The following is a 26,386-nucleotide window of genomic DNA, read 5'->3' as shown; positions in this document are numbered from 1 at the left end:
GCCGGCCCGCTCAGGGCAGCCGCACATCTTTGAGTTGCCGGCGGGAGGTGATGCCGAGTTTGCGGAAGATGTTGCGCAGGTGGGCTTCGATGGTGCGGGGACTGAGGAACAGTTGTGCGCCGATCTCCCGGGAGGTCGCCCCGGTGGCTACCAGCCGGGCGATGTGCACCTCGTGTGGGGTGAGGGCGTCGGTCGGGTGGGCGGTGCGCTTTCGTGGGTGTTCGCCGGTGGCGCGGAGTTCGCGGGCGGCCCGCTCGGCGAATGCGCCCGCGCCCATGTCCGACAGCAGTTGATGGGCGGTGTGGAGTTGGTCGCGCGCGTCCTGGCGCCGCCCTTCGCGGCGCAGCCACTCGCCGTAGACGAGCCGAGCACGAGCCGCGTCGCCGGCCATCCGGGACTTTCCGAGCCGTTCGATCGCTTCGCGGTAGTGCTCCTCGGCATCAGGCCCTGCGCTGGTCAGCGCTCGTGAGCGCGCGGCCAGGCCCAGCGCCCACGAGGTGCCGCACGCAACTGCGAGTGAGGTGAACTGCTCCAGTGCGAGCGCTGCTCGTGCCGGCTCGCCGGCACGGACGGAAGCCTCGATGAGCTCGGGTAGGCACGCGCTGCTGATCGACTGTTCGTCAGACCTGCACGCCCTCGTCGCCGCTTCCTGCGCGACCGAGTAGTTGCCCAACCCGTTGTGGAGCACTGCCATCGCGTACTGAGCCAGGGAGACCTCCGCGCCCTCGTCGGGGTAGGTGTCATCGCTGGCGACGGTGGCGTCGAGCGCGGTGGTCTCGGCTTGGTCACCACGCCAGGCGTGGAGAATGACGCGAGCATGGCGCAACGGCACGCCCCCGGTGGCCTGTGTGATCACCGTGGCCTCGGTGGTCAGCTCGTCGGCGCGGGCGAGATCGCCCGTCAGGACCGATGTGATGGACAGGAAGTTCAGTGCGGCGGGGAGCGTCGCCAGCGCGCCGGCCTCACGAGCGAGCTGGACGTTGCGGCTGGCCAGCACATGGAGCAGCTCGTCGTCGAGGATCGCCACGGCGCTGCGGCCGGCCAGCCACAGCCACCGGTCGCTCTGGCTGCACTGCACAGATTCCGCCTGCGGGCCGTCGCGGAACGCTTCCAACGCGAGCCGTAGACCTGACACTCCCGCCGCACAGCCCTTGCTCAAGGTCGTCGTGAGCCCGTCGAGGAGCAGGTCCACCGGTCGCGTCGGCGTCCCGGGTGCGGGGGCGGCCAAGGCCGCTTCGGCGATGCGCGCCGCGTCACCCCCTCCGTTGATGATCGCCGCATCCAGCGCATGTAGGTAGGTCTCGCGGGACAGCGCAGCGTCCAACGGGGCGAGTGCCTTGGCGGCATCCATCAGCATGCCCGGCACCTCGGTGCCTCGGGTCAGGTGGAAGGCGATCTGGGCTCGCAACAGGTCGAGATGCGCGCGTTGCAGGGAATCCAGCGGCTCGAGCGGTGCCGTCGTGAGCAGGTCCAGCGCGCTGTCGGACGCGCCGGCCTCGTGCTTGGCGCGGGCGGCTCCCAGCATCCGCCGAGCACGGGTGGCGTGATCGGGGGTGAGGGCTGCCGCGCGCTGCAGGAATGCGGCTGCGGCGGCCAGCCCGCCACGGGCCCGCGCCCGGCCCGCCGAGCGCTCCAGCTCCGCGGCGGCTTCCTCGTCGGTGCCCAGGACCGCTTGTGCGCGGTGCCAGGCGCGCCGGTCCGGGTTGGTCTGCGGGTCGATGGCGGCGGCCAGGGCGCCGTGGGCGCGGCGGTGGTCGGGCGGCGTGGTGGCCCGGTAGACCGCCGAACGCGCCAACGGATGACAGAACCGCACCCTGGTATCGATCTCGAGCAGTCCGGCGGCTTCTGCGGGTGCGGCCGCCTCGCGGGCGATCCTCAGCTCGGCGGCGGCGCGCCACAGCAGCGTCACGTCGCCGGTCGGCTCGGCGGCGGCGACCAGCAGTAGCAGTTGGGTGTCGGGGGGCAGATCGTCGGAGCGGCGCCGGAATTCGTCCTCGACGCGATACGGGACGCTGAGGGTGTCGGGCAGCTCGAACCCGCCGGCCAGCTGGGTGGGCCGCGTACTGCGGGGGAGTTCCAGCAGCGCCAGCGGGTTGCCGCGCGCTTCGGCGACGATCCGATCGCGTACCCGGCCGTCCAGCGGTGCGCGGACCGCGGCCGTCAGCAGCGTCCGGGCGTCGGGCTCACCGAGTCCGCCCAGGCTCAGCTCAGGCAATCCGGAGAACGGGTGACTGGCGCTGGCGTCGCGTAGCGCGAACACCAGCGCCACCTGCTCGGCTGCCAACCGACGTGCCACGAACGCCAGCACCTGCCCGGAAGCCTCGTCCAGCCATTGCGCATCGTCGACGAGGCACAACAGCGGCCCGTCCTCGGCGACCTCGGCCAGCAGGTTGAGGGTGGCCAGCCCGACCAGGAACCGGTCCGGCGCAGGCCCGTCGCGTAGGCCGAACGCCACGCCGAGGGCGGCCTGCTGCGGCTCGGGCAGCGGAGCCGCGCGGTCCAGCAGCGGCCTGCACAGCTGATGCAGACCGGCGAACGCGAACAGCCGCTCGGACTCCACTCCGACCGAGTGCTCCACCCGGAACCCCGATCCGACCGCGACGCCACGGGTGTACTCCAGGATCGCGGTCTTCCCGATGCCCGCTTCCCCGCGCACCACCAGCTTCCCGCTGCGTCCAGCTTGAACCTGGGCGAGCAGGTGTTCGATGGCGATGCGCTCCGCGCGCCGGCCGAGAAGGTCGGTCAATTCCGCTCCCATCCGAGGCTGGTTGAGGTCCGTCGGGCCGGAGTTAGGTAGTTCTCACCGACGCGAACCGCAATTCTTTCTGATCTTGATCGCCGCAGCAAGCCCGTGATCTCCACACGGAGCGGCTGACGAAGCGGATGCCGCAGGTCGAGGCGGGCCCCAGGCCCACGGCTTTCATCGCTGGTCAACCGCGTACCGGCCGCCCCTCGCCTGCTACTCGCACGCCAGCGACCAGCTCGCACCCGACACGGTGAGCTGACGGTGCGAGCTAAGGCGTTCACACCGATGCGATGGCGCCGCCAGTGACGGAAGTCTTGTGCCGAAGACGAGAGGATCCGAGATGCCCGTCAACCCAGTCATCGAAGTCGACCAACTGAATGTCACCTACGGCGAGTTCCACGCCGTCAAGGATTTCTCGTTCCGGGTCGCGGGCGGGGAGCTCTACGCACTCCTCGGCACCAACGGAGCCGGCAAGACCTCGACCCTCGAGGTCATCGAGGACCACCGGACGTCGCCGGCAGGCGCGGTGCGCGTGTACGGCAAGAGCCCCACGGACCGGCGCGCGGTGCGTCCCAGGATGGAAATCGTGCCCAGTCGATAAGCGCCGCGACACGACAACGACGTCCAACGCGGACACAACCCACGAAGTACGCGCCAACAGGAGGGAAACGATCATGGGATTCGTCGCCGTCGGGAACGAGAACAGCACCCCGATCGAGCTGTACTACGAGGATCAGGGTGCCGGTCAGCCGGTTGTCCTCATCCACGGGTATCCGCTGAACGGCCACAGCTGGGAGCTTCAGACGCGTGAACTGCTTGCTGCCGGATACCGGGTGATCACTTACGACCGTCGTGGCTTCGGGCGCTCGTCGAAGGTTGGTTCCGGCTACGACTACGACACGTTCGCCGCTGATCTGAACGCGGTGTTGGAGACGCTGGACCTGCGCGACGTGGTCCTGGTCGGGTTCTCGATGGGCACCGGCGAGCTGGCCCGCTATGTCTCCCGGTACGGCCACCAGCGGGTGGCGAAGCTGGCGTTCCTCGCCTCACTCGAACCGTTCCTGGTCGCCCGGGACGACAACCCCGGGGGCTTGCCGCAGAAGGTGTTCGACGGCATCGAGGCCGCGGCGAAGGCCGACCGCTACGCCTGGTACACGCAGTTCTTCTCGGACTTCTACAACCTCGACGAGAACCTCGGCAGCCGAATCAGCCAGGAGGCGGTCACCGGCAGTTGGAACGTCGCCGTCTCCAGCGCGCCCATGGCGGCCTACGCCGTCGTGTCCGCCTGGATCGAGGACTTCCGCGAAGACGTCGAGGCGGTCCGCGCCAGCGGCAAACCGGCCCTGATCCTGCACGGCACCGCCGACAACATCCTCCCCATCGACGCCACCGCCCGGCGGTTCCGCCAGGGCCTGCCCGACGCCGCGTACGTCGAAATCGAAGGCGCCCCACACGGTCTGCTCTGGACCCACGCCGAGGAGGTCAACGCCGCCCTGCGCACCTTCCTGGGCTGAGCTGACGAAAGGGACACCGCGCGGAGAGAACGACGAGAAAGGGAACGACATATGGACGAGAAACCGACGTCGGTACGGGACGACCTGCTCATCGTTGACGACCTCATGCTGCTCCTGATGGACGACGACGGCGTTTCCATCCAGACAGCGGGCACCCTGCACGACGCGCTTGGCGGCGCGGTGCTCACCGAGCTTGCCCTGCTCGGTCGGATCCAGACCGACAACTCCGGGGTGCTGGACGGCCCGCGGGTCACCCCGGCGGGCGAGGGTCCGCTGCCCGACCCGCTGCTGCAGTCGGCCTACGACACCGTCGCCGAGAAGACCCAGCGGGTGCGGCCGCTGCTCGTCGCGCTCGGCACCGATCTGTGGTGGGTGGTGCTCGACCGGCTCGTGGACCGCGGCCTGCTACATCGTGAGGCGACGCAGCTGCGAGCGCGGATCCGCCGGGTCCTGGCGGACGGCGAAGCCGCGGATCCCCGCACTGCGGCGATCATCGGGCTGCTCTTCGCCAGCGGCGCCGTGCCTTCGCTGCGGCCCCCGCTGCCCTGGACGTCGACGACGGTGACCCGAGCCAGCGAGATCGGACGCGGCCATTGGGGATCCCAGGCGCTCACCACCGCGGTGACTCGCACCGCGGCGGCGATCGTCGCCGCCACTGCCGCCTGCCAACCTGGCGACCACGACGAGGTAAGCGCTCAGGTGGACCCGGACGACCCCCGGCTCCACGCCGCCGGGGTACATCGCCCGTCATTCACCGATCGCGCCGGCCCGGACGCCAGCGCCATCATCCGGGACTTCGCCCAACGCCACCCGGAAGGAGCACCGGCGTAAGTCCATGGCCTGCCACCTCCTGCCCGTGGAAACAGATGTATTGAATAGGAGCTAGATGTATGGCAACGATCGCAATCGTGGGATTCGGCGACATGGGCGAGCAGATGGCGCCTCATCTCCTCGCTGCCGGACATCAGGTGCGGGTATCTGATATCTCGGACTCCCGGCTCGAAACAGCTAGGAGCATGGGGACGACCCCGGTCGCGTCGGCCGCAGAAGCGGCGCGGGGCGCTGAGGTGATCTTCGGCCTTGTGATGTCGAATGACATCCCGACCGCCTACTTGGGAGACGACGGAGTACTCGCCGGCGCTCGATCTGGTGCATCAGTGCTGATCTGCTCGACTACCACCCGAGCAATCATCGACCAGGTCCGCGCGGCGGCACCCAGCGGAGTGGCCGTGCTCGACTCACCCATCGTTGGCGGTGTGAAGTACGCGCGCGAGCGGGCGATCACGTTCCTGGTCGGCGGATCGGCCGACGATTTCGATCAGGTGAAGTCGGTGCTCGATGGTCTCGGCAGGTCCCGGCACGTGGGTGAGTTCGGTGCGGGCGTGGACTACAAGCTGATCACCAACGTAGCCATCATGGCCGCGGAGGCGGGACTACGCGAGGCGCTGGACCTCGCGGACATCCTCGGACGCGACTATGAGACCTCGTTGGAGTTGATGGCGGCTGGGCCTATGAGAGCGGTCGTGGAGCGTGCTCTGGACGTCGCCAACCCTCGTCCGCTCCGTCGCTCTGCGGAGGACGACGACACGCTGGTGTCTGCCGTCGATGACCCGGCCAGGTTGCTACCGATCTCCATCGCGGGCCGACAGCGACTGTGGGAGGCGGTCAATGCCGATCCGAATTTCGAACCCGACTTCGTGGACCTGACGCGCAAGACCACCTCGCGCGCCGCCAGCATCCGCTCCTAGGCGAGCAGACCCACCAGAGGAGATTACCTATGACTACTGTCCCGACAAGCAAGAAGATCAATCCTGAACCGATCCGCGATCCCGATTCCGACCACCTATTGACACCGCAGAACTGCGCCATTGCGATCATCGACTACCAGGAAGGCCAGTACGCCACAGTCGGTTCCGCCAGCCGGGAGGAGATAAACCTCGGTGTGGTGACGCTGGCGCAACTTGCGCGAGCTTATGAGATTCCGACGGTCGTAACCACCGTGGCGGTGGGAATGGGAGTGCACAAGCCGACCGTCGACGAGATCACCCGTGAACTACCCGGCATCACTGAAATCGACCGCACAGGTGTCAATTCCTGGGAGGATGCGGACTTTCGGGCCGCGATCGAGGCCACCGGGCGCAAGAAGATCGTGATGGCCGGCCTGTGGACAGAGGTTTGCCTCGCGTTCCCAACCCTGGACATGCTTTTGGAAGGCTACGAGGTCTACCCCGTGATCGATGCCGTTGGAGGCGTTTCGGCGGTCACCCACCAGACGGCCATCGACCGCATGCTCCAGGCTGGGGCGCAGCCGATCACCTCGCTGGCGTTCGGCTGTGAGCTGATGCGTAACTGGGCCCGCTCGGACGCTGACCGGTACCGGACCATCATCAACGACTACTTCCGCCGCAAGCGTGAAGCAGGGCAGTCCGCAGGTGACCTGTTCTGCTAAGTGGTGTTTCACCAGTGCAGCTGGGTCGCCGACCGGACTTGATCAATGTGGCGGGTCGGTGATCGAGGGACGGCGAGGTATCCGGTAGATGGTTCTTCGACCAGGAAGAACTGAGCACCGGGGACCTCGCGGCCAGCGCTGCGGCAACGAGGCGGCACGCCCGTGGCGGGACGTGCCGGAATGTGACGGAGCCCGGCAGACGGTGTACGGGCAGTTCCGCCGGTGGCAGCGTGACGGCGAATCGTGGCCGGATTGCAGCCGACGCGGACGCAATCAGCATCTCGAAAGGACATCGAATGATTCGGGAAATCCATGACAACACCGGGGCGCTCGTAACGGTAGAACTCAATAAAAATCTCCCGATCGGCACCTACACCATCAGCCTCGCTGAGGGATCACCTGCCGGTCGGGTGGACTTCGTCGACTCTGTCAAGGTGGTTGGAGAGCGAATCGTCTTCCACACCGAAGTCGACCGAGATTTCGGCGGACGGGGCCTGGCCGGGCTGCTGGTCCGCGAGGTGCTCGCGGACAGCATTCGCACGAGTGTCACCGTCGTTCCGGTGTGCCCGCTGTTTGCGGACCATTTGAAAAGGCATGGTCATGAGTTCGTCGCGGATGGTGGCAATTTCCGTCCGCCGACACCTGCCGACTTCGCGCTCGTCAGGCGTGCTACGAAGCCCCACGTCTCTTCTCCGCCGCGATGAGGGTGCAGGGAGGATCACCAATGACCGCGCACACGATCAGCGAGCAGCGGACCAGACCGTGCGCCGCCCAGAAGCTCGACCCGCGCCCGCCCACCGACCTGCTCCTCGCCGGGGAGCCCAAGCGGCACTTCCGCGACCGCACCTGGGACGTCCAGGCGCCCTGCCGTCTTCAAGAGTTGCGACTGACCATCCTCGACGCCAACAGTTCACTGCTGCGGGTCCTGGGCCGTCCGCCGACGGTTGCCGACATCGCCGCCCACCTCAAGCTCACCGAGGAGGAGGTCCTGGAGGGCCTGGAGGGTGCTCGCGCGTACAACGCGGTGTCGCTGTCCACGCCGACCGGCGACGGCGACCAGGCCACCGAACTGGATGACCTGCTCGGCGGTGAGGATGGCAAGTTCGAGCCGTCCGACCTGCGGGTCGCTCTGGGCCCGGTGCTGGCCACGCTCACCGAACGCGAGCAGCGGATCCTCACGCTGCGCTTCCACGGCAACCTGACCCAGTCGCAGATCGCCGAGCAGGTGGGTGTGCCCCAGATGCACGTGTCCCGGTTGCTGGCTCGGGCCCTCGGCAAGTTGCGCAGGCAGTTGGACGGGACGTACTAGTTGTACTGCCCAGGCAGGTTGGCTGAGGTCGTGTGACGACACGGCGTAGATAGACGTGATGACGAAGGCCTCCGGTTGTGGAGTGGAGCTGTCTAGGAACCGCTCCGGCAACCAGGAGGCCTTCGTGTCCCACGCTAACGCCGCTTTGACTCCTCGTACACGTCTTCGCCTGGCGCGTTTGATCGTGGATGAGGGGTGGCCGGTCGCCCGGGCGGCGGAACGCTATGACGTGTCCTGGCCGACGGCGAAGCGGTGGGCGGGGCGTTATGCCGAGCTCGGCGCCGACGCGATGACGGATCGGTCGTCGCGGCCTCATCGCAGCCCGAACCGCACCTGCCAGCCGCTGGTGCGCAAGGTGGTGCGCCTGCGGTGGAAGCACCGTCTGGGGCCGGTGCAGATCGCCGGCCGCCTCGGCATGCCCGCCTCGACCGTGCACGCGGTCCTGACCCGCTGCCGGGTGAACCGGCTCTCGCACATAGACCGGCGCACCGGCGAACCAGTGCGCCGCTACGAACACGACCACCCGGGCGCGATGCTGCACGTCGACGTCAAGAAGCTCGGCCAGATCCCCGACGGCGGCGGGTGGCGTTACATCGGTCGGGTGCAGGGCGACCGCAACCGTGAAGCCACCGCCCGCCGCACCGGCACCCGCAACCAGCACTGGGAGCCGCGGATCGGGACCGCGTTCGTGCACACCGTCGTCGATGACCACTCACGGGTGGCCTACGCCGAGATCCGCGACGACGAGAAAGCCGTCACCGCCATCGACGTGCTCCACCACGCGGTCGCCTGGTTCGCCGCCCGAGGCATCACCGTCGAGCGGGTGCTGACCGACAACGGCTCGGCCTACAAGTCCTACGCCTGGCGTGACGCCTGCACCGAACTGGGCATCACCCCGAAGAAGACCCGCCCCTACCGACCCCAGACCAACGGCAAGGTCGAACGCTTCCACCGCACCCTCACCGACGGCTGGGCCTTCGGCCGGTTCTACACCTCCGAAGCAGCCCGACGCAAAGCCCTACCCGCCTGGCTACATCACTACAATCACCACCGACCCCACACCGCAACCGGCGGCAAACCGCCCATCACCAGGTTGACCAACGTCCCTGGGCAGTACAACTAGTGGGTGCGGACGGCGGCCCGGGCACCGTTGTGCGTCTGACAACGGCCCCCCTCTACCGCAGGCGTCAAGAGGCGCCTTCCTTGCAGCGGTCCGTGCGTTCCGAGGTGTCGTACGACCTGCCGGTGCGGGCGCCGCGAGGGCCGGCAGCTTTCATTTCTCATCGACGGGTACGGCTATCCACGCCTCCCGGGGATCGACCACGGTCGGCGGCGTTCGACCGAGCCCACCCGCGCCCCGCACCCGGTCACCGCCCTCACCGCCATGTGAGACCTCTCCCAACGCGCCGACAATCAGGAACGTTCGACCGGGTGGCGTCGTGTCGCACCAATCATCGGGGGCAGCCGTACTCGGAGATCTCGACTGCGGCTTCGACGCTGATGACTGGCAGAGAGGGACCGGGAATATCAGTCGCCCATTAAGAGGTTCAGAGCTAGCGTGATCGCCATGTTCGGCACCGTCGGCTCTGTGCGGCCCGCAGGTTTCCACCTGCCGGGCGCCGCCGGCGTCTGCGCGTGGCTGGCTGATACCCGAGGCTGACCCTCCTCCCGCTCCGGCAGAACCACGGAGGAGGGTGGCCCGGTGATCCGGCGCTGGAAGGCGCCGTGACATGCGGTTCTGGCGCGGTTCTCGCGGAGTGGCATCCGCCCGCGTTCGTCGTCCGCCAATTCGTCTCCGGTGTGGAGCTCATCATGGCCAAGAGCCAATTCGTGCGCGCGAAGCCGCACCTCAACATCGGCACAATGGGTCACGTCGACCACGGTAAGACGACCCTGACGGCCGCCATCACCAAGGTCCTCGCCGACCGCGACCCCGCCGTCAACCGGTTCGTGTCCTTCAACGGCATCGACCGGGCGCCGGAGGAGGTGGCGCGCGGCATCACCATCAACATCTCGCATGTCGAGTACGAGACCGAGACCCGGCACTACGCCCATGTGGACATGCCTGGCCACGCCGACTTCGTCAAGAACATGATCACGGGAGCGGCGCAGGTCGATGGCGCGATCCTGGTTGTCTCCGCGCTTGACGGGGCGATGCCGCAGACCCGCGAGCACGTGCTGCTCGCTCGGCGGGTCGGCGTGCCCTACCTGGTGGTGGCGATGAACAAGGCCGACGCCGTCGAGGACCCGGAACTTCTCGACCTGGTTGAGCTCGAGATGCGGGAACTGGTGTCCGAGTACGGGTTCCCCGGCGACGAGGTTCCCGTCGTACGGGTGTCGGCGCTGCGGGCACTCGAGGGCGACCCACGCTGGGTTTCCTCCGTCATGGAGCTGCTCGACGCAGTCGACCGGTACGTCCCGGTGCCACCCCGCGAACTCGGCGAGCCGTTCCTCATGCCGATCGAGAACGTGCTAACGATCTCCGGGCGGGGGACGGTGGTGACCGGCGCTGTCGAGCGGGGCGTGCTACGTGTCGGCGACCCGGTGGAGGTGGTCGGTCTCAGCCCGACGCTGTCCGCTGTGGCCACTGGGCTGGAAACGTTCGGCAAGTCGCTGGCCACCGCCGAGGCCGGGGACAACGCCGCCGTGCTGCTGCGCGGGGTCAAGCGTGACCAGGTGCAGCGGGGTCAGGTGGTGGCGCTGCCGGGCAGCGTCACGCCGCACCGGCGATTCCGGGCCAGGCTCTATGCGCTGACCACCGCCGAGGGCGGGCGTCACACGCCGTTTCTCGCCAACTACCGGCCGCAGTTCTACTTCCGCACCACCGACGTGGTCGGGTCGGTAGACCTCGGTGATCTGACGATGGTCCTGCCGGGTGACACCGTCGACCTGTCGGTGGAGCTTGGCAGGCCGATCGCGATGGATGTCGGGCTCGGCTTCGCCGTCCGGGAGGGCGGCCGTACCGTGGCCGCCGGCACCGTGACCGAACTACTCGACTGAGCTACGTGGCAGGGCCCCTTACCGGCAAGGGGCCCTGCCACGTACGGCCTTCCTCAAGTGCGCTGGCCGAGCCCCGCGTAGGACCGACTCCGTGGCACTCCACCCACCTGCCCCTCGCGGTGAACCCGCAGCGAACCGCTCACCTGCGGGTCAGTACCCGCTCAGCAGCGCACGCCGTACCCCGATCTTCGGTTCCGTGTCTCTCGCAACTCGGAAACCTGGACGGGACACGGCGTGCGCTGTTGATCACGGTCGAGAACCACCCACGAGAACGTCACGAGGGCCATCTTTGGCTACCCGCGAGCTGCGCCCCCGAGAGCGCGGACGCGGGTCGCGCGGCCGCCGAGTGCGGTGTTCGCGTAGGGCCGCTGCGCCGGGTGCGCATCCCGACCACCAGGGCTGTGATGACGACAACTGCGCTGGGAACGAGGACCCCGATCGTCGCGGCGCCCGCTGCGCGATCCGTCACGACGTTGGCGATATCGGTGCGCAGCGCAGCATCGAACACGAAGGACAGGGTGTTGTACCCCGCGTGTAGCACCGGCCTGCCAGAGCAGGACCCACCGGCGTGGAGTTCCGCCGCCCACGAGGATCGCCGACGTGATCTGGGTCGGGATGGCGAGAGGGCCGAGGATGCTCGCACCGGGGACGCCAAAACGCACGAGCCATCTGTTGAAGCGCCGACGCCCCTTCGACTCCGGCTTCGTGGCTGCCGTCTCCTGGTACGCACCGAGGGCGCTCGATCGCGCTCCTGCGCCTCCGCTCACCCCGACTGGGCTGCGTCGTCGATCGACGATGGTCGTCCTGGCGCGTGAGGTGACCGCGACGACCAGCAGCACGCACAGAAAGTTCCCTGCGGCTGCTGCGACGCCTGCGACGATGGGATGGAGACCACCGGCTATGCCGATGATGGCCGCTCCCTCGCCGTCGACAAACGGGATCGCGCCCGCCAGCATGACGATGAACGGCTGGACGATCCCGGGCACTTGGGCGACGAGCTCCTGGAAATTGCTGATGAGCTGATCGATTGGACTCATGTCTGGTCCTCACCTTCATGTGATGTGAGTGCGTCATGTGGCGGCGCGGCAGTCCTCGTCGTCGAGGGAGTCAAGAAAGGTGCGCAGGCGGCGTTGACCGTGCGTCCACGGCTCGGCTTCGGCGGGAAACTCTGCGTCCACCCCCGCCAAATCGCACCCGCCGACGAGGCGCTGCGGCCCACCGCCACCGAGCGGGCCTGGGCCCGGCGCGTCATCGAGTCCACCTTCAGCGCCGAAGCGGTCGTTCTGGTCGACGGCCGGATGGTCGACCGGCCCGTGATCGCCCGCGCCCGCCGCATCCTCGACCTCCCCTCGGAAGGAGCCGGATCGTGACCGGCGAACCAGAACTCGTCGACCCGGCACCGGTGGCCGCCCTCAGCGCACTGCTCAGCAGCGGAGCACCGCCCGTCCGACCCGGTGACCCCGCTGTGGCACTGGGTAGCCCTCCCCCGCTGGTCGCCCTCGACGGTCCTCGGTCTCGACGGCCATCCCCGCCGCGACGAGTCCGACGTGCCGGCCGACCTGCCGCGCCGGATGTTCGCCGGTGGCACGGTGACGTTCCACGCACCGATCGTCGTCGGTTCCCGGATCACCCGTCACACGACCGTGCGATCGTCGGACATGAAGCAGGGGCGCAGCGGCCGTTTCCTGTTGCGACAGAACAAAACCACGGCGTACGCCGAAAGCGGCGCTCCGCTGCTGACCGAACAGCAGAACATCGTGTACCGCCCCGCCGCGACAGTCGGCACGTCCGGCGCCCAGCCCTCCGCACCCGCGTCGCCGGTGACACCCCTGGAACGGACGCCGCAGGGATGGACCTTCCGCACCGACCCGACGCTGCTCATGCGTTTCAGCGCGGCCACCGCCAACGCCCACCGCATCCACTACGACTGGCCGTACGCGACCACCATCGAGGGACACCCGGGCCTACTGGTCCACGGACCGCTGTCGGCCATCGTGCTGGCCGAAACCCTACGCCTCGACCGTCCCGATCACCCCGTGCAGCGCATCACGCACCGCAACCTGGCACCCTTGTTCTGCGGCACGTCCGCCGCCATCACCACGGCGGCAGACTCGTCAGAGGTCACCCTCACGGTCACCGCAGGCGCCACCCGCATCACGACGATGACGGCCCAACTGGGCTGACTTGACCTGCGTCACCACGCTGGCTGTCACGTCCAGGAACTGACCGCCGTTGACCGCCGCCTGAACGTCTCGGCGGGTCGAGGCGGGAGGACGGCACCGTGGGCACCAAGGTACGGGGCCGGATCCATGGGCGGTGGCCCGGGTCGAAGACCTCCGTCGCTGCCGTGTCCGGCTGTTCAGTCGCTGACTCTGCTGCGGGACTGGTACACCAGGTCCTCGTACTCGGGGTGCCGGGCGATCCAGCCGGCGAAGAACGGGCAGGTGGGCAGGACCAGCAGGTTCGCGGCGCGAGCCTCGTCGAGGGCGGTGCGGACCAGGGCTGCTCCCACTCCCCTGCCCTCGTACTCCGGCGCAACCTCGGTGTGGACGAACGCGATGAGTTCCGCGGTGCGGATGTACTGCGCGAGCCCCGCGACCTTGGACTCCCCCTCGATCCGAGCCTCGTACCGCTTGGCTTCGGGCGCGTCGCTGACATTCACTACCATATGTCCTCCATCAGATTCGTCGGGTCGTCACGAAGCAGGGGTGCGGTGCCACCGGAACGGGTTGTCCTCCAGCGCGGAGCGGTCCCAGTGCCCCAGGTTCGCGGCGGCTTCGTAGGTGGTGCGGAGAAACTCGGCGACCGCCCGGTCGGGGTCCGGTGCGGCACGGACGGCCTCGTAGGGCAGCAGGAACTGCTGGTACTCGATGCTGAAGTACGCGCCCTCGGGGAGGATCTGTTGCTCGGCGAAACCGTCGGGTGTGGGGTAGGCGTACGAGTAGAAGGCCCCTTCCTCACCGCCGCCGGGCCAGAACCCGCAGCTGGACAGCTCGCGGGAGTAGCCCTCGACCATGACCCAGTCCCCGCAGTTGGGCATTCCGCCCGGGTGCGGCGGGGCCGACCGGCCGGAGAAGCGGGTGCAGGCCAGGTCCATCCCGCCCCAGAAGAAGTGCACCGGGCTGACCTTGCCGACGAAGTGTGACCGGAACTCGCCGATCACCCGGTTCGCCTGCAACAGCTGTCGCCAGAACAGGGCTGCCGCCGCATCGTCGTAGGAGGCGTGTTTGTGGTCCTCAGCGAAGGGAATCGCCGGGTCGACCTCGTTGGGGTGCGGCCGGCTCGGCGCCTCGAGTCGCCGAGCCAGATCGGTCCGGCGATGACCAGGATGTCGGCTGCCAGCACCCGGGTCAGCAACGCGGGCCATTCGTCGGTGTCCCACCCGTGCTCGGTCATGTCGGGTCGGACGCCGGTGGCGATGTCGTGGTCGACGGCGCGAATCTGGTCCACGCTGACCCCGCTCGCCTCCATGATCGCCACACTGCGGTCGACCACCCCCTAGGTGTGGCTACGGCCGGGGGAACGGTTGAGGGTGCAGTTGATGTACATCGCGCGCAGCCCGGTGAAGTCGGGCTTCTCGATCGTGGTCGCGGTCATGGGGTCCTTTCTGGTTGTCGGTCGTGGTTGTCGGTCGCGCCGTCGGCCCGCGCGACATCGATTACTGTGATCCGGCCGCCGTCGCCGGGATCCGGGTCCGGGATCATCATTTCCGGATCTACGAGATAGACCTCGTGACCGTCCAGCGTGAGTCGACGCGCGACCTCCAGGAGCATTCGTCGGGCCACATCGTCGATGGAATGCACCAGGGAGACGTCGAGAACCACTCGGGGCTCCGAAGGCGCACTCTCCACGAGTTCGCGCACGATCCGCTCGGCTCCCGCGAAGCGGATCCCGCCCTGCAGCCGGAGGACTCGGGTCGCGTCCGCTCCGCCGCCTCGTACTCGATTGGAACGCACGACCGCGCGTGCCGCGGGCGGCACCTCCATCACGTGCAGCCCCATGTCGGACGAGAACCGTTCGAACAGCGACACTCCGCGAACGCTGTTGCCGTGCCGGTCCAGTCGAGGCGAGAAGGTGGCGATGCCGAGCTGACCGGGTAGTGCACCGATGAGTCCCCCGGCCACACCGCTCTTCGCCGGAATGCCGACCTGCGTGGCCCAGTCGCCGGCGGCGTCATACATCCCGCAGGTGGCCATGACGCTCAGCACCTGACGGACCACCGACCCGTCCACCACCTGCTCGTTCGAGAGGGGGTTCATCCCACGGTTGGCCAGTGTCGCCGCCATCATCGCCAGGTCTCGGGCGGTCACGAGCACCGAGCACTGACGGATGTAGCCATCGACAACGGCCCTCGGGTCCTCGGTGAGGATGCCATGGCTGCGGAGCATGTGCGCGATGGCAAGGTTGCGGTGCGCGTTCTCCATCTCGGATGCGCACACCGTCTCATCGACCGTCAACTGACGGCCCGCGAACGCCGAAAGCCCCTGAACAACGCGGTCGACCCGCTCGACGGGCGTGAGGTTCTCCGCACCGGCCAGGGAGTGAGTCGTGATCGCGCCCGCGTTGATCATCGGATTGCGGGGACGTCCCGTCTCGCTTTCGAGGGAGATCTCGTTGAACGCCTCCCCTGACGGCTCGACCCCGACCTGGGCGAGCACCCGATCGAAGCCACGATCCGAGAGCGCCATCGCGTACACAAAAGGCTTCGAGATCGACTGGATCGTGAACGCGGCATCGACGTCGCCGGCACCGTGCAGCGTGCCGTCGACCGTGGCGAAGACCGCGGCGAGACGCTCAGGATCAGCTGCCGCAAGCTCCGGAATGTAGCCAGCCGGCTCTCCGGAGGTGTCCGACTCGACATCTCCGAGTACGTCAGTCAGATAGTCGGGAACGACTGAGCGCATCCGTCCTCCTCGGGTTGTCGCGGCGGCTGTCCGCAGGACCCCGCGCCAGCTCGTGCAGCTGGCTCGGCGGCGCGTGCGAGTTGGCGGTTCATCGGGTTACGCCGGTGGTCCTTTCGGGTGGCGTCGGGCGAAGTCCCAGACGATGGCGCTGGCGTCCGGGCCGGCGCCATCGGTGAAGAGGCCGTCGCCGGCCGGATCCTTCGTCGGCGGACGGGCGGTCCGGGTGGCCATGCGCTGGCGCCGCCAAGCGCGTCGTGCAGGGTGCCCGCTGTCTGGATGGAAACGCCGTCGTCGTCCATCAGGAGCAGCATGAGGTCGTCAACGATGAGCAGGTCGTCCCGTACCGACGTCGGTTTCTCGTCCATATGTCGTTCCCTTTCTCGTCGTTCTCTCCGCGCGGTGTCCCTTTCGTCAGTTCAGCCCAGGAAGGTGCGCAGGGCGGCGTTGACCTCCTCGGCGTGGGTCCAGAGCAGACCGTGTGGGGCGCCTTCGATTTCGACGTACGCGGCGTCGGGCAGGCCCTGGCGGAACCGCCGGGCGGTGGCGTCGATGGGGAGGATGTTGTCGGCGGTGCCGTGCAGGATCAGGGCCGGTTTGCCGCTGGCGCGGACCGCCTCGACGTCTTCGCGGAAGTCCTCGATCCAGGCGGACACGACGGCGTAGGCCGCCATGGGCGCGCTGGAGACGGCGACGTTCCAACTGCCGGTGACCGCCTCCTGGCTGATTCGGCTGCCGAGGTTCTCGTCGAGGTTGTAGAAGTCCGAGAAGAACTGCGTGTACCAGGCGTAGCGGTCGGCCTTCGCCGCGGCCTCGATGCCGTCGAACACCTTCTGCGGCAAGCCCCCGGGGTTGTCGTCCCGGGCGACCAGGAACGGTTCGAGTGAGGCGAGGAACGCCAGCTTCGCCACCCGCTGGTGGCCGTACCGGGAGACATAGCGGGCCAGCTCGCCGGTGCCCATCGAGAACCCGACCAGGACCACGTCGCGCAGGTCCAGCGTCTCCAACACCGCGTTCAGATCAGCGGCGAACGTGTCGTAGTCGTAGCCGGAACCAACCTTCGACGAGCGCCCGAAGCCACGACGGTCGTAAGTGATCACCCGGTATCCGGCAGCAAGCAGTTCACGCGTCTGAAGCTCCCAGCTGTGGCCGTTCAGCGGATACCCGTGGATGAGGACAACCGGCTGACCGGCACCCTGATCCTCGTAGTACAGCTCGATCGGGGTGCTGTTCTCGTTCCCGACGGCGACGAATCCCATGATCGTTTCCCTCCTGTTGGCGCGTACTTCGTGGGTTGTGTCCGCGTTGGACGTCGTTGTCGTGTCGCGGCGCTTATCGACTGGGCACGATTTCCATCCTGGGACGCACCGCGCGCCGGTCCGTGGGGCTCTTGCCGTACACGCGCACCGCGCCTGCCGGCGACGTCCGGTGGTCCTCGATGACCTCGAGGGTCGAGGTCTTGCCGGCTCCGTTGGTGCCGAGGAGTGCGTAGAGCTCCCCGCGGGCGACCCGGAACGAGAAATCCTTGACGGCGTGGAACTCGCCGTAGGTGACATTCAGTCGGTCGACTTCGATGACAGGTCTCATGGGCATCGAGGGTCCTTTCGTCTCGACACAAGGCTTCCGCTAATGGCGGCACCTTGGCATCGGTACAAACCCCTTAGCTCCTACCGTCAGCGCACTCAGCCGCAAGCGAGCTGGTCGCTGTCCGTGCGAGTCAGCCAGTTTGGACGGCCGGTGCGCTTGACCAGCGACGAAAGCCGCGTACTCGAGGCCTGTCTCGACCTGCGGCATCCGAGTCATCAACCCCATCCGCGCTGAGAACGCGGCCTTGCGGAGGCGGCCGGCATCGGGAACGAATGCGGTTCGCGTCGGTGACAACTACCTACTCCGACACTGTCGGGACTCATCCCAGCCTCGGGTGGGAGCGGAATGGCCGGCCTCCTGGGCTGGCGTACAGGCGGGTGGCCATCGAACATCTCTCGCCCCAAACACCGCCGGCGCGGCGGGGCGATTGTGGTGCGCGGGGAAGCGGGCATCGGAAAGGCCGCGATCCTGGAGCACGCTCGCGACGACGGAGCCGACCGACGACGTGGAGTTGCTGCGCCGGGCCGCCATGCCACCCGACCAGCGCCGCGCACGCGGCGCGCAGGCCGCGGCAGCCGCGTCCTGCAACGGGCGGCCGAGCTGACACCGGCGCCCGCCGTCCGTGCGAGCCGGGCGCTCGAGGCCGCGCAGGCCCGGTGCGCCCGTGGCCGCCTCGGAGCCTGACTGTCGACAGCCGGCGGGCCCGCCTCGAACTACTGCGTGCCCGGATCGCGTCCCACCCGGCCCACTGCAGCGACGCGCCGGGATGCTGCTGGACGCCGCCAAGGCGCTCGCCCGCTCGACCCCATGTTGTCCCGCGAGACGTACCTGCAGGCGGTCAACGCGGCCTTCACGCTGGCCGTCTCGGCCGGGGCCGCGGGTTGCTCGAGGTGCCCGAGGCCGCCAGAGCGCGCCTCCAGCCCGCCGGGGCGCCGTAGCCGGTCGACCTCCTGCTCGACGGAGTCGTCACGCGGTTTATACAGCGGTACGCGGTGAGTGCGCCCACCCTGTGCCCTGGAGATGCTGCGAGTCCACGACTGCCGAGCTGACGACGACCACCGCTGGCTGTGGCTGGCCAACCGCACTGCGGCGATGCTGTGGGACGACGAGCGCTGGCCTATCTGCCGGCCATCCGCAACGTCCGGCTCACTCGCGAAGCGTGCGCGCTGACCGCCCTCCCCGCCGCACTCGTCACCCCGGCCTCAGTGCTCGTGCTCACCGGCGAACTCGCCCGTGCCCAAGAGTTGGCCGCCGAGAAAGTAGCGATCACGCGCGCTACCTCCTCGTTGATCTGCGGTGCCGGTCAGCGGTCGACGCTGGCCATGCCGGCGTGGCCGCCCATGGCGAGTGCCTTGGTCGCGTCGTTTTCGAACTTACCCAAATGGGCGCCGCCATCTTCGCTAATGATGCCCTTCGCCGCAGACTGGAGCGCCTCTCTGAACGCTCGCGCGTTCCGGAACCGATCCTTCCGGGCTTTGGCGAGAGCCTTCACGAGTACGGAATCAAGCGCTGGAGTGAGGTCCAGACCGCGCGTGCTGACCCGTGCGGGCTCCTCATAGACGTGTTGGTAGGCGACAGAGAGCGGGTCAGGACCGATAAAGGGGGGCCGCCCGGTAAGTAGCTCGTAGAGCAGGCAGCCTGCGGAGTAAAGGTCGCTGCGGGCGTCCACGGTCTCACCGCGCACCTGCTCGGGAGAGAGATACTGGGGAGTTCCAAGGATCTCGTGGGCCTGGGTTATCGCCAGGGCTGAATCACCACTGGCGTGTGCGATTCCGAAGTCCACGATCTTGACGGAACCCTCCGTTGTGATCATCACATTGGCCGGTTTGATGTCGCGATGGACAATGCCGGCGCGATGACTGAACTCAAGCGCCGAGAGGATCTCGATCTGATACTGGATCGAGTCCTTGAGTCTGAGCCCGCCAACCTTGAGGAGGTCCGACAGGGGTCGGCCAGAGACATACTCCATGACAATATATGGAACTCGTACCTTACCCGCCGAGCCTCCTTCCAACTCGCTATATCCGGTGTCATAGACGGAGACGATTGCGGGATGACTGAGGCGAGCCATCACCCGCGCCTCTCGTCGAAACCTGGATTGGAACAGGGGATCCAGTGCAAGATCTCTGCGGAGCACCTTTATCGCAACGGACCGACCCGAGCGGATGTCGCGACCTAGGCGGATATTGGCCATACCGCCCCAGCCAATGAGATCGCCTACCTCATAATGTCCATAAAGGACTCGATTCCTGCTCATCAGGATTTCCTAACTACTCTCGCTCGCCCTTGGTGGAGTTCCACGACGGCGAAGTCCAGACCCCGCTTCGCAGCACCGGGAAACTGGATAAATGGTGCCGGCCCTACCGGCGAGGTCGATACAGAACGAAAGGAACTTCACGGCACGAACATCGCCGCGGCTGAGGTTCCGCCTGGCAACGTCGATGACAGCGCTGACAGACATGGCGGTTCCTTTCGCGTCGACGGTCCGAAGCGGGGCGACCTCGCGGGTCAGGGCCGTTCCCGGACGGACGAGGTCTGGCGCTGGTCCGGTCGTTGCCGGTTTGGCGTGTCTTCAGGCTGGCATCGGCGGCGGCGCCTTCGCGTCGGTGGAAGCCCCTGATGTCGTCGCCGGTCGCCACCGTGCAGAGAGGTGGATGGCCGTTGCCAGGGCGTGCCAGACCAGCAAATGGGCCGGTGCGGGCAGGCCTGGCATACGGCGGACGAATCGCCCACCCGTCCACGGTTTAGAACTGGGGTTGGCGAACGAGGCTCGCGTCGGTGACAATTACCTACTTATTAAGTGCCGACGGATTCGGGTGGGAATGAAACTGGCGAATCTTCTAGGCCGGCACGCGGAGCGCGAAACGGTCAAGCAACTGCTCGCCCGGGCGCAGGCGGGGCGCAGCGGGGCGCTCGTGGTGCGCGGGGAAGCGGGCATCGGGAAGACGGCGCTGGTGGAGTATGCCCGCGACGTCGCGGCTCCTTTGGGGTTCCGGGCGGAGATTCTGGCCGGAGCGGAGTCTGAGACGCAGTTCGCATTCGCCGGTTTGCACCAGCTGTGCGGGCCGTTGCTGGACCGCGCGGGTGCGCTACCCGAGCCGCAGCAGGCTGCCCTGGGCGTGGCGTTCGGGCAGCGAGCCGGTGCCGCGCCGGACCGGTTCCTGGTCGGGCTGGCGACCCTTAACCTGCTGGCCGAGGTCGCCGAGGAGGGGCCACTGTTGTGCCTCATCGACGATGCGCAGTGGCTCGATCAGCCATCCGCCCAGGTGCTGGCGTTTGTGGCACGTCGGGTGGCGGCCGAGCAGTTGGCGCTGGTGTTCGCACTGCGCGACCACGACGGAGGCGACGTTCGCCCGTTCTCCGGGCTGCCCGAGCTGCGCCTGGATGGGCTCGGCGAGACCGACGCGCAGGCGCTGCTGGCTGCCGCGGTCCCCACACCGCTGGACGACGGGGTCCGCGACCGGATCATCGCCGAGTCGCGCGGCAACCCCTTGGCGCTGCTGGAACTTCCCCGAAGCACGCCGCCGACGCAGCTGGCCGGCGGGTTCGAGCTGCCGGACGCGTTGAGCGTTCCTCACCGCATCGAGGAGAGCTTCCAGCGCCGTTCAGGTAGCCTGCCCGCCGAGACGCAACTGCTCCTGTTGGTCGCGGCCGCCGAGCCGACTGGCGAGGTGGCGCTGCTGTGGCGCGCGGCCGCACACCTGGGGATTGCCCGCGAAGCGGCAGCACCCGCCGAAGCCGCCGGACTGCTGGAGATCGACACCCGGGTGCGGTTTCGCCATCCGCTGGTGCGCTCGGCGGTGTACCGGGCCGCCACACCACCCGATCACCGCCGCGCACACCGCGCGCTGGCCGCTGCCACCGACCCGCAGCTCGACCCCGACCGGCGCGCCTGGCACCGTGCGCAGGCCGTGCTCGGCACCGACGAGGAAGCCGCCGCAGAACTTGAGCAATTGGCCGACCGGGCGCGAGCCCGCGGCGGGTGGGCTGCCGCAGCCGCGTTCCTGCAGCAAGCCGCCGAGCTGACTCCCGAGCCGGCCGACCGTACGAGACGGGCGCTGGTAGCCGCGCACGCCAAGCACGAGGCCGGTGCGCCCGAGAGCTCCCTGAGACTGCTGACGATCGCGGCCGCCGGGCCGCTGGACGCGTTGCAAGCAGCCCGCCTGAAGTTACTGCGTGCCCAGGTCACGTTCCACACCACGCGCGGTAGCGAGGTGCCGGGAATGCTGCTGGACGCAGCCAGGACCCTCACCCCGCTCGATGCGGCCCTGGCCCGCGAGACCTACCTGCACGCGCTCGACGCGGCGCTCGTGGCCGGTGACTCCGACCGCGGCGTCCTGGAGGTCGCCGAGGCCGCTCGGGCCGCACCTGCACCGCCAGGGTCGCCGCAGCCGTCGGACCTGTTGCTTGATGGCCTCACGAAGACCTTGACGGGTGGATATGCGACGGGAGCGCCTAGGCTGCGGCACGCTCTGGAGGCGTTTCGCAACAGCCCGCTCACGGACCCCGAGCAAGACTGCCAGAGCGACCGCTGGCTGCGGCTGGCCGGCCGCAATGCGGTGGCAATCCTCGACGACGAGCTGCTCTACCTACTGGCCCGCCGTAACGTCCAGTTGACTCGTGAGGCCGGTGCGCTGACGACGCTCCCGGACTCGCTGCGCTTCCTGTCCATCACGTCGGTCCTGATGGGCGAACTCGCCCGAGCCGGCGAGCTCGCCACCGAGGCGACGACCATCACGCAGGCCACCGGCGGCGTACAGCTGCGGCACGCTCACATCATCCTGAGTGCCTGGCGTGGCGACCAGGCGGAGACCACGGCGCTCAACGCCCTAACCGCCCAGGACGTCGCCTTCTCCGACGAGAGTACGGAGGCCTCCTTCGCTCAGTACGCGATGGCGGTGCTCCACAACGGGCTGGGCAACTATCCGGCCGCGCAGGACGCTGCGGTACGGGCGTTCAATTCCCCAGAGCTGGCGCTCAGCAACCTCGTCCACTTCGAGCTCATCGAGTCAGCTGCCCGCGCCGGTCGACCAGAACGAGCGGTCGAGGCGATGAAGCAGCTCTGCTCCCGGGCTCGTGCCAGCGGGACGCCGTGGGCGCTGGGAATGGCGGCGCGCTCAGAGGCGCTCACGAGCACCGGATCGGCAGCCGAGGATCAGTACCTCGAGGCGATCGCGCAGCTCAAGCACAGCCGGATGGGCGGTTACCTCGCTCGTACCCATCTCGTCTACGGCGAGTGGCTGCGCCGCGAGGGCCGCCGTCGGGAGGCCCGCGAACAACTTCGCACCGCCCACGAGCTGCTGTCCGATATGGGTGCGGAGGCGTTCGCCGAGCGTGCCGCCCGCGAACTACGCGCCACCGGTGAACACCCACGAAAACGCGCCGCTCAGCCGACCGACGCGCTCACCGCCCATGAGCTGCACATCGCCCGGTTGGTCGCCACCGGAGCGACCTCCCGGGAGGTCGGCGCACAGCTGTTCCTGAGCCCGCGCACGATCGAAGCCCACCTGCGCAGCATCTTCCGCAAGCTGGGCATCACCTCCCGCAGGCAGCTCAAAGAACTTGCACTTCCTGATTGGGCAGGCCGCGGGTAGCGCCGGCCGGCGGTGGGGCAGCGCCCGACGTGCTGCCATCTATGGCGGCCTGGGTCGGGGACGCCGCCCGTGAGCCGGGCGACCTCGATTACGTCGTCACCCCGCACACCATCACCAGCGACAGCGCCGACGCCCAGGCACGGCGCGACGACGCCAAGAACGCGGTCCGAGCCGACCCGGGTCCGGGGCTGCAACCAGACCGGATCACCGAGTCCGCGATCTGGAACATGCCGACGATCGACGGCGGGCAGGGGTGCCGGCCGCTGCGCAGCGCGCCTCGATCCACCGTCACGGTGCCCAACTTGATGCTCGACCCGCCCACTGGGACCAGAAACCCAGGCCCGGGGCGACATCGCGCTCGTCAGGCGTGCTACACAGAGCGATGCCTGACTGGCACTCACCCGCGTGTCGACGTGGTGGACCTGGTGCCGCATCCACCCGCACGGCTGAGGACGACGCCCGCTCGGCGCGTGACGGAAGCTACGGCCGTCACGCGCCGAGCGACAGCCATCCGCGCCGCCGCGAGCCGGTCAGCGGATGTTCGTCTGAACCGCCGTGGCAATCGGCGTCGAGCCCTGAGTGAGCTCGAGGATTTGCCGGCGGATCCGGGGCTCGTGGAGCAGTTCCGCCAGGGTGGCGGCGACGTCCTCGCGGGAGATCTCGTCGTGCGGCTGCGCCGGACCGAGGGCTATCGCCCCGATTCCGGCGTTATCGACAAGCGCCGATGGCCTGAGGATCAGCCAGTCGAGACCACTTTCAGACACGGCGACGTCGATGAGCTTCTTCACCGCGAAGTAGAACTCCACGTCCTCGTCGAATTCCTGGCCCCGCCCGGCCTCGGGAAGCACCGATACCAACGTGAAGCGCTTCACTCGGGCGATACGCGTCGCTTCGAGGGCCTTCACCACGCCGTCACCATCGATGGCCGCCGTGACCTCCCTGGCGCCTCCGTTCGACCCGGCGGTATACACGACGGCGTCGATCCCCCTGAGCATGGATGCCAGGGAGCCGGGGGTGATGTCCGCGAGGTCGGCGACACGCGCATCGATGCCCCGCGCGGCGAGATCGGCTCTCTGCTCATCGCGACGTACCAGGCCGGAGACCTCATCGCCGCGATCGATCAGGTTCCGCGCGAGCAGCCCTCCGATGGATCCGCTGACCCCGATGATGAATACCTTCATTGCGTGCCCCAGTCCTTCTGATCGGCTCGGTCAGTGTGCCGCCGGGCGTAGCTGGCCCAGCCTTCCTGCAGGTGGCGCAGGTGCCGCGGAAGACGTACTGCGAGGGGAGCTTGCGCTGACCGGGCTGGCCGGCGAACAGGACGCGCACCTGCTCCTGCACCAGAACAGTCGACGGCACCGTTGTGTCGCGATCGATCGGCCGCCCACGACACCGGTTCGCTCGTAGCAGCTCTCGTGGATCTACATGAATTCCGTCTGGAATAGCCCACAGGCGACGTTTACTCCGATCGATCAGAGCAGTACCACGACCCATCCGTCTTCGCTGCCGGTTCAAGACGAACCGATCGTCGTGAGGAGTGGCACCGCAGACGTGAAACTCGTGGCTCTGGCTGCGATCGGAAACGCCCAGGAAAAGTACTTGAGCACTCTGCAGGGCAAGGCTTTGATGCTGCTTGGAGCGTTGCGGATCGCAGGTCGGTTCAGACCACGACCCCGCCGAGGGCGCGGAACACCTCGTGTTCCGCGCCCTCGGGTGACTCCTGATCCGGGTCAGTCGCCCCGACAGGTCGTGTCCCTGGCCGGCATCGTGCCCTCCACGAGGTACGACGTGGTGAGGTTCAGCGCGCAGGCGTTGCCGCTCAGCACGTAGACGCCGTGCCCGCTCTGGTTGGCGGTCACTAGCCGGGCGCGCTGCCCGAACTTCTCGCGCAGCAGCTTGCCCCCCGCCAACGGGGTGACCGGGTCCTGCCGGTTCTGCAGGACCAGCACGTTGCGGGGCCCCTTGGCACTGATTGCGACGGGCGGCTCGGACGGCTCGTACTTCCAGTAGGCGCACGGGGTGATGTTGGCGCTGGCCGCACCGAAGAGCGGGTACCGCTTGCGGTCCTCTGCGACGGCCCGGCGATAGGTCGTGACGTCCTTGGGCCACTGGACGTCATTGCAGGTGACGGCGAGGAACACGGTGAAGGCGTTGTCGTTCGGGCTGGGCGCCGCCGCCGCCGTCTCCGCCTGCGACGGTGCCTGGCCGGGATCCAGGTACGACTGCCAGGTCCGCGCGAGGTTCCCGTACTGCCTCTCGTTGTAGAGGTAGGCGAACGTGATGCCCCGGAAGAATTCGCCGGTGAGCCCGTCGGGCGCCGGCGTCCGGTCGAACCGCTCGGCGAGGGTCAAGTAGGTCCTGCGCACCTGCTGTGGCGTGCGACCCAGCCCGTAGGAGTCGTGTCGCGCCGCCGCCCAGGTCGCGAAGTCGGGGAACGTCTGCTCCATGCCGAGCGCATACCGCCGCAGGCCGTCCCGGTCGAGGTGGGTGTCGCCGATGTTGCTGTCCAACACGATCCGATCGGTGCTCCTAGGGAACATCGAGACGTACGCCGCACCCAACGCAGAGCCGTAGGACGCCCCGTAGAAGCTGGCCTTTTCCTCACCGAGCGCGGCCCGGATCCGGTCCAGGTCGCGGGCCATGTTGGCGGTCGTCAAATGCCGCAGCCGCCCGTCGGTGTCGTTCTCCGCGCACCGGGCGGCGACCTCCTCGGCGACCTCCGCGTGCCGGGTCACGTCCGCGTCGTCGACCGCGTACGGCGGAATGTTGGCCCAATAGGCGTCGCCGAGGACGAAGCCGCAGCTCACCGGCGCCGAGTGCCCGACGCCCCGGGTGTCCATGCCGATCAGGTCATAGGCATCCATGACGCTGGCCGGCAGCCCTTGGCCGGCCAGGAAACCCGGCTGATCCAGCCCGGTGCCGCCCGGCCCGCCGGGGTTGAACATCAGCACACCGCGCCGCTTCTCCGGCTTCGTGCTCGCGATCCGCGACACCATGATCTCGATCTGGGTGCCGCCGGGGTCGCGGTAGTCCAGCGGAACCGGCACCTTCGCGCACTGCACCTGCCCCTGTACCGCAGGCGGCACCACCACGTCCTGCGGGCACGCCGTCCACTGCAACCCCACCGTCGGTCTCCCGGCCGTCGACTCCCCGGCCGTCGCCGGGATGACCGCGGCCAAGGCACCGATCATGCCGAGTATCCCGATCAGGGCGATGCCATGCCTTCGATACACGTCCAGGTCTCCTGTTCTTCGATGTGGTGGCCTACCCGGATGCGACGCCGCGC

The 26,386-nt window shown here is 68.2% G+C and carries 20 protein-coding genes and 1 pseudogene; 12 read left to right on the top strand and 9 right to left on the bottom strand.

What is annotated here, in order from left to right:
• Window positions 1-10: 10 nt before the first annotated feature.
• Window positions 11-2,746, bottom strand: coding sequence for an AAA family ATPase (locus FHU28_RS15910; protein WP_260413008.1), 2,736 nt, complete (start codon window positions 2,744-2,746; stop codon window positions 11-13).
• A gap of 340 nt (window positions 2,747-3,086) precedes the next feature.
• Between FHU28_RS15910 and FHU28_RS15905 the strand changes: the two genes are divergently transcribed.
• The 11 genes and pseudogenes from FHU28_RS15905 to FHU28_RS15855 all read left to right on the top strand — a co-directional run bounded on the left by FHU28_RS15905 (window position 3,087) and on the right by FHU28_RS15855 (window position 13,201).
• Window positions 3,087-3,347, top strand: a complete 261-nt coding sequence (locus tag FHU28_RS15905; RefSeq protein WP_184684954.1) for an ATP-binding cassette domain-containing protein — start codon at window positions 3,087-3,089, stop codon at window positions 3,345-3,347.
• 73 nt (window positions 3,348-3,420) lie between these two features.
• Window positions 3,421-4,260: an alpha/beta fold hydrolase gene (locus tag FHU28_RS15900; RefSeq protein ID WP_184684939.1), complete on the top strand. Its 840-nt coding sequence runs from the start codon at window positions 3,421-3,423 to the stop codon at window positions 4,258-4,260.
• Between the two features lie 51 nt (window positions 4,261-4,311).
• A complete protein-coding gene (locus FHU28_RS15895; protein ID WP_184684952.1) occupies window positions 4,312-5,091 on the top strand; it encodes a GOLPH3/VPS74 family protein in 780 nt (259 codons plus the stop codon).
• Window positions 5,092-5,150: 59 nt separating this feature from the next.
• Window positions 5,151-6,008, top strand: a complete 858-nt coding sequence (locus FHU28_RS15890; RefSeq protein WP_184684950.1) for an NAD(P)-dependent oxidoreductase — start codon at window positions 5,151-5,153, stop codon at window positions 6,006-6,008.
• Window positions 6,009-6,037: 29 nt separating this feature from the next.
• Window positions 6,038-6,709, top strand: a complete 672-nt coding sequence (locus FHU28_RS15885; RefSeq protein ID WP_184684948.1) for a hydrolase — start codon at window positions 6,038-6,040, stop codon at window positions 6,707-6,709.
• Window positions 6,710-6,939: 230 nt separating this feature from the next.
• Window positions 6,940-7,413, top strand: a complete 474-nt coding sequence (locus FHU28_RS15880; RefSeq protein WP_221453210.1) for a GNAT family N-acetyltransferase — start codon at window positions 6,940-6,942, stop codon at window positions 7,411-7,413.
• 62 nt (window positions 7,414-7,475) lie between these two features.
• A pseudogene (locus FHU28_RS15875) lies at window positions 7,476-8,018 on the top strand (sigma-70 family RNA polymerase sigma factor); the annotation flags it as partial.
• Window positions 8,019-8,142: 124 nt separating this feature from the next.
• Window positions 8,143-9,141 (top strand): IS481 family transposase, encoded by a 999-nt coding sequence (locus FHU28_RS15870; protein ID WP_184689574.1) that lies wholly within the window; start codon window positions 8,143-8,145, stop codon window positions 9,139-9,141.
• 689 nt (window positions 9,142-9,830) lie between these two features.
• On the top strand, window positions 9,831-11,018 hold the full coding sequence (gene tuf, locus FHU28_RS15865) for an elongation factor Tu (protein WP_184684944.1): 1,188 nt from the start codon (window positions 9,831-9,833) through the stop codon (window positions 11,016-11,018).
• A gap of 884 nt (window positions 11,019-11,902) precedes the next feature.
• Window positions 11,903-12,388, top strand: a complete 486-nt coding sequence (locus tag FHU28_RS15860; protein ID WP_184690095.1) for a hypothetical protein — start codon at window positions 11,903-11,905, stop codon at window positions 12,386-12,388.
• Window positions 12,389-12,472: 84 nt separating this feature from the next.
• Entirely contained in the window at window positions 12,473-13,201 is a 729-nt protein-coding gene (locus FHU28_RS15855; protein WP_221453209.1) for an FAS1-like dehydratase domain-containing protein, read from the top strand.
• A 176-nt stretch (window positions 13,202-13,377) separates the two neighbouring features.
• Here the strand turns inward: FHU28_RS15855 and FHU28_RS15850 are convergent, their stop codons facing one another.
• From FHU28_RS15850 to FHU28_RS15820, 6 genes are all read right to left on the bottom strand, one after another.
• Window positions 13,378-13,686: a GNAT family N-acetyltransferase gene (locus FHU28_RS15850; protein ID WP_184684942.1), complete on the bottom strand. Its 309-nt coding sequence runs from the start codon at window positions 13,684-13,686 to the stop codon at window positions 13,378-13,380.
• 27 nt (window positions 13,687-13,713) lie between these two features.
• Window positions 13,714-14,385, bottom strand: a complete 672-nt coding sequence (locus tag FHU28_RS15845) for a DUF5996 family protein (RefSeq protein ID WP_260413006.1) — start codon at window positions 14,383-14,385, stop codon at window positions 13,714-13,716.
• Window positions 14,386-14,611: 226 nt separating this feature from the next.
• Window positions 14,612-15,922, bottom strand: a complete 1,311-nt coding sequence (locus FHU28_RS15835; protein ID WP_053659590.1) for a glutaminase — start codon at window positions 15,920-15,922, stop codon at window positions 14,612-14,614.
• A gap of 416 nt (window positions 15,923-16,338) precedes the next feature.
• A complete protein-coding gene (locus FHU28_RS15830) occupies window positions 16,339-17,178 on the bottom strand; it encodes an alpha/beta fold hydrolase (protein WP_184684939.1) in 840 nt (279 codons plus the stop codon).
• A gap of 73 nt (window positions 17,179-17,251) precedes the next feature.
• Window positions 17,252-17,506 carry an ATP-binding cassette domain-containing protein gene (locus FHU28_RS15825; RefSeq protein WP_260413003.1) on the bottom strand — a complete coding sequence of 85 codons (255 nt, stop codon included), beginning with the start codon at window positions 17,504-17,506 and terminating at the stop codon, window positions 17,252-17,254.
• Between the two features lie 1,303 nt (window positions 17,507-18,809).
• On the bottom strand, window positions 18,810-19,763 hold the full coding sequence (locus tag FHU28_RS15820; RefSeq protein ID WP_184684933.1) for a protein kinase domain-containing protein: 954 nt from the start codon (window positions 19,761-19,763) through the stop codon (window positions 18,810-18,812).
• 565 nt (window positions 19,764-20,328) lie between these two features.
• Between FHU28_RS15820 and FHU28_RS15815 the strand changes: the two genes are divergently transcribed.
• Complete coding sequence (locus FHU28_RS15815) at window positions 20,329-23,100, top strand: helix-turn-helix transcriptional regulator (RefSeq protein WP_184684930.1); 2,772 nt, start codon at window positions 20,329-20,331, stop codon at window positions 23,098-23,100.
• A 530-nt stretch (window positions 23,101-23,630) separates the two neighbouring features.
• Here the strand turns inward: FHU28_RS15815 and FHU28_RS15810 are convergent.
• On the bottom strand, window positions 23,631-24,281 hold the full coding sequence (locus tag FHU28_RS15810; RefSeq protein WP_167944411.1) for an NAD(P)H-binding protein: 651 nt from the start codon (window positions 24,279-24,281) through the stop codon (window positions 23,631-23,633).
• A gap of 549 nt (window positions 24,282-24,830) precedes the next feature.
• Window positions 24,831-26,291, bottom strand: coding sequence for an alpha/beta hydrolase (locus FHU28_RS15805; protein ID WP_221453208.1), 1,461 nt, complete (start codon window positions 26,289-26,291; stop codon window positions 24,831-24,833).
• Between the last annotated feature and the right edge of the window lie 95 nt (window positions 26,292-26,386).

Source organism: Micromonospora echinospora (genome assembly GCF_014203425.1).
GTDB classification, from domain to species: Bacteria; Actinomycetota; Actinomycetes; order Mycobacteriales; family Micromonosporaceae; genus Micromonospora; species Micromonospora echinospora_A.
This window is presented reverse-complemented; position numbering and strand designations above follow the sequence as displayed.

Coding starts and splice junctions, on each gene's coding strand:
- FHU28_RS15885 (WP_184684948.1), top strand. CDS start 6,038: ATGACTACTGTCCCGACAAGCAAGAAGATCAATCCTGAACCGATCCGC.
- tuf (WP_184684944.1), top strand. CDS start 9,831: ATGGCCAAGAGCCAATTCGTGCGCGCGAAGCCGCACCTCAACATCGGC.
- FHU28_RS15820 (WP_184684933.1), bottom strand. CDS start 19,763: ATGAGCAGGAATCGAGTCCTTTATGGACATTATGAGGTAGGCGATCTC.
- FHU28_RS15845 (WP_260413006.1), bottom strand. CDS start 14,385: ATGGCCCGCGTTGCTGACCCGGGTGCTGGCAGCCGACATCCTGGTCAT.
- FHU28_RS15835 (WP_053659590.1), bottom strand. CDS start 15,922: ATGCGCTCAGTCGTTCCCGACTATCTGACTGACGTACTCGGAGATGTC.
- FHU28_RS15810 (WP_167944411.1), bottom strand. CDS start 24,281: ATGAAGGTATTCATCATCGGGGTCAGCGGATCCATCGGAGGGCTGCTC.
- FHU28_RS15905 (WP_184684954.1), top strand. CDS start 3,087: ATGCCCGTCAACCCAGTCATCGAAGTCGACCAACTGAATGTCACCTAC.
- FHU28_RS15830 (WP_184684939.1), bottom strand. CDS start 17,178: ATGGGATTCGTCGCCGTCGGGAACGAGAACAGCACCCCGATCGAGCTG.
- FHU28_RS15860 (WP_184690095.1), top strand. CDS start 11,903: ATGGAGACCACCGGCTATGCCGATGATGGCCGCTCCCTCGCCGTCGAC.
- FHU28_RS15895 (WP_184684952.1), top strand. CDS start 4,312: ATGGACGAGAAACCGACGTCGGTACGGGACGACCTGCTCATCGTTGAC.
- FHU28_RS15850 (WP_184684942.1), bottom strand. CDS start 13,686: ATGGTAGTGAATGTCAGCGACGCGCCCGAAGCCAAGCGGTACGAGGCT.
- FHU28_RS15825 (WP_260413003.1), bottom strand. CDS start 17,506: ATGAGACCTGTCATCGAAGTCGACCGACTGAATGTCACCTACGGCGAG.
- FHU28_RS15815 (WP_184684930.1), top strand. CDS start 20,329: ATGAAACTGGCGAATCTTCTAGGCCGGCACGCGGAGCGCGAAACGGTC.
- FHU28_RS15805 (WP_221453208.1), bottom strand. CDS start 26,291: ATGATCGGTGCCTTGGCCGCGGTCATCCCGGCGACGGCCGGGGAGTCG.
- FHU28_RS15900 (WP_184684939.1), top strand. CDS start 3,421: ATGGGATTCGTCGCCGTCGGGAACGAGAACAGCACCCCGATCGAGCTG.
- FHU28_RS15890 (WP_184684950.1), top strand. CDS start 5,151: ATGGCAACGATCGCAATCGTGGGATTCGGCGACATGGGCGAGCAGATG.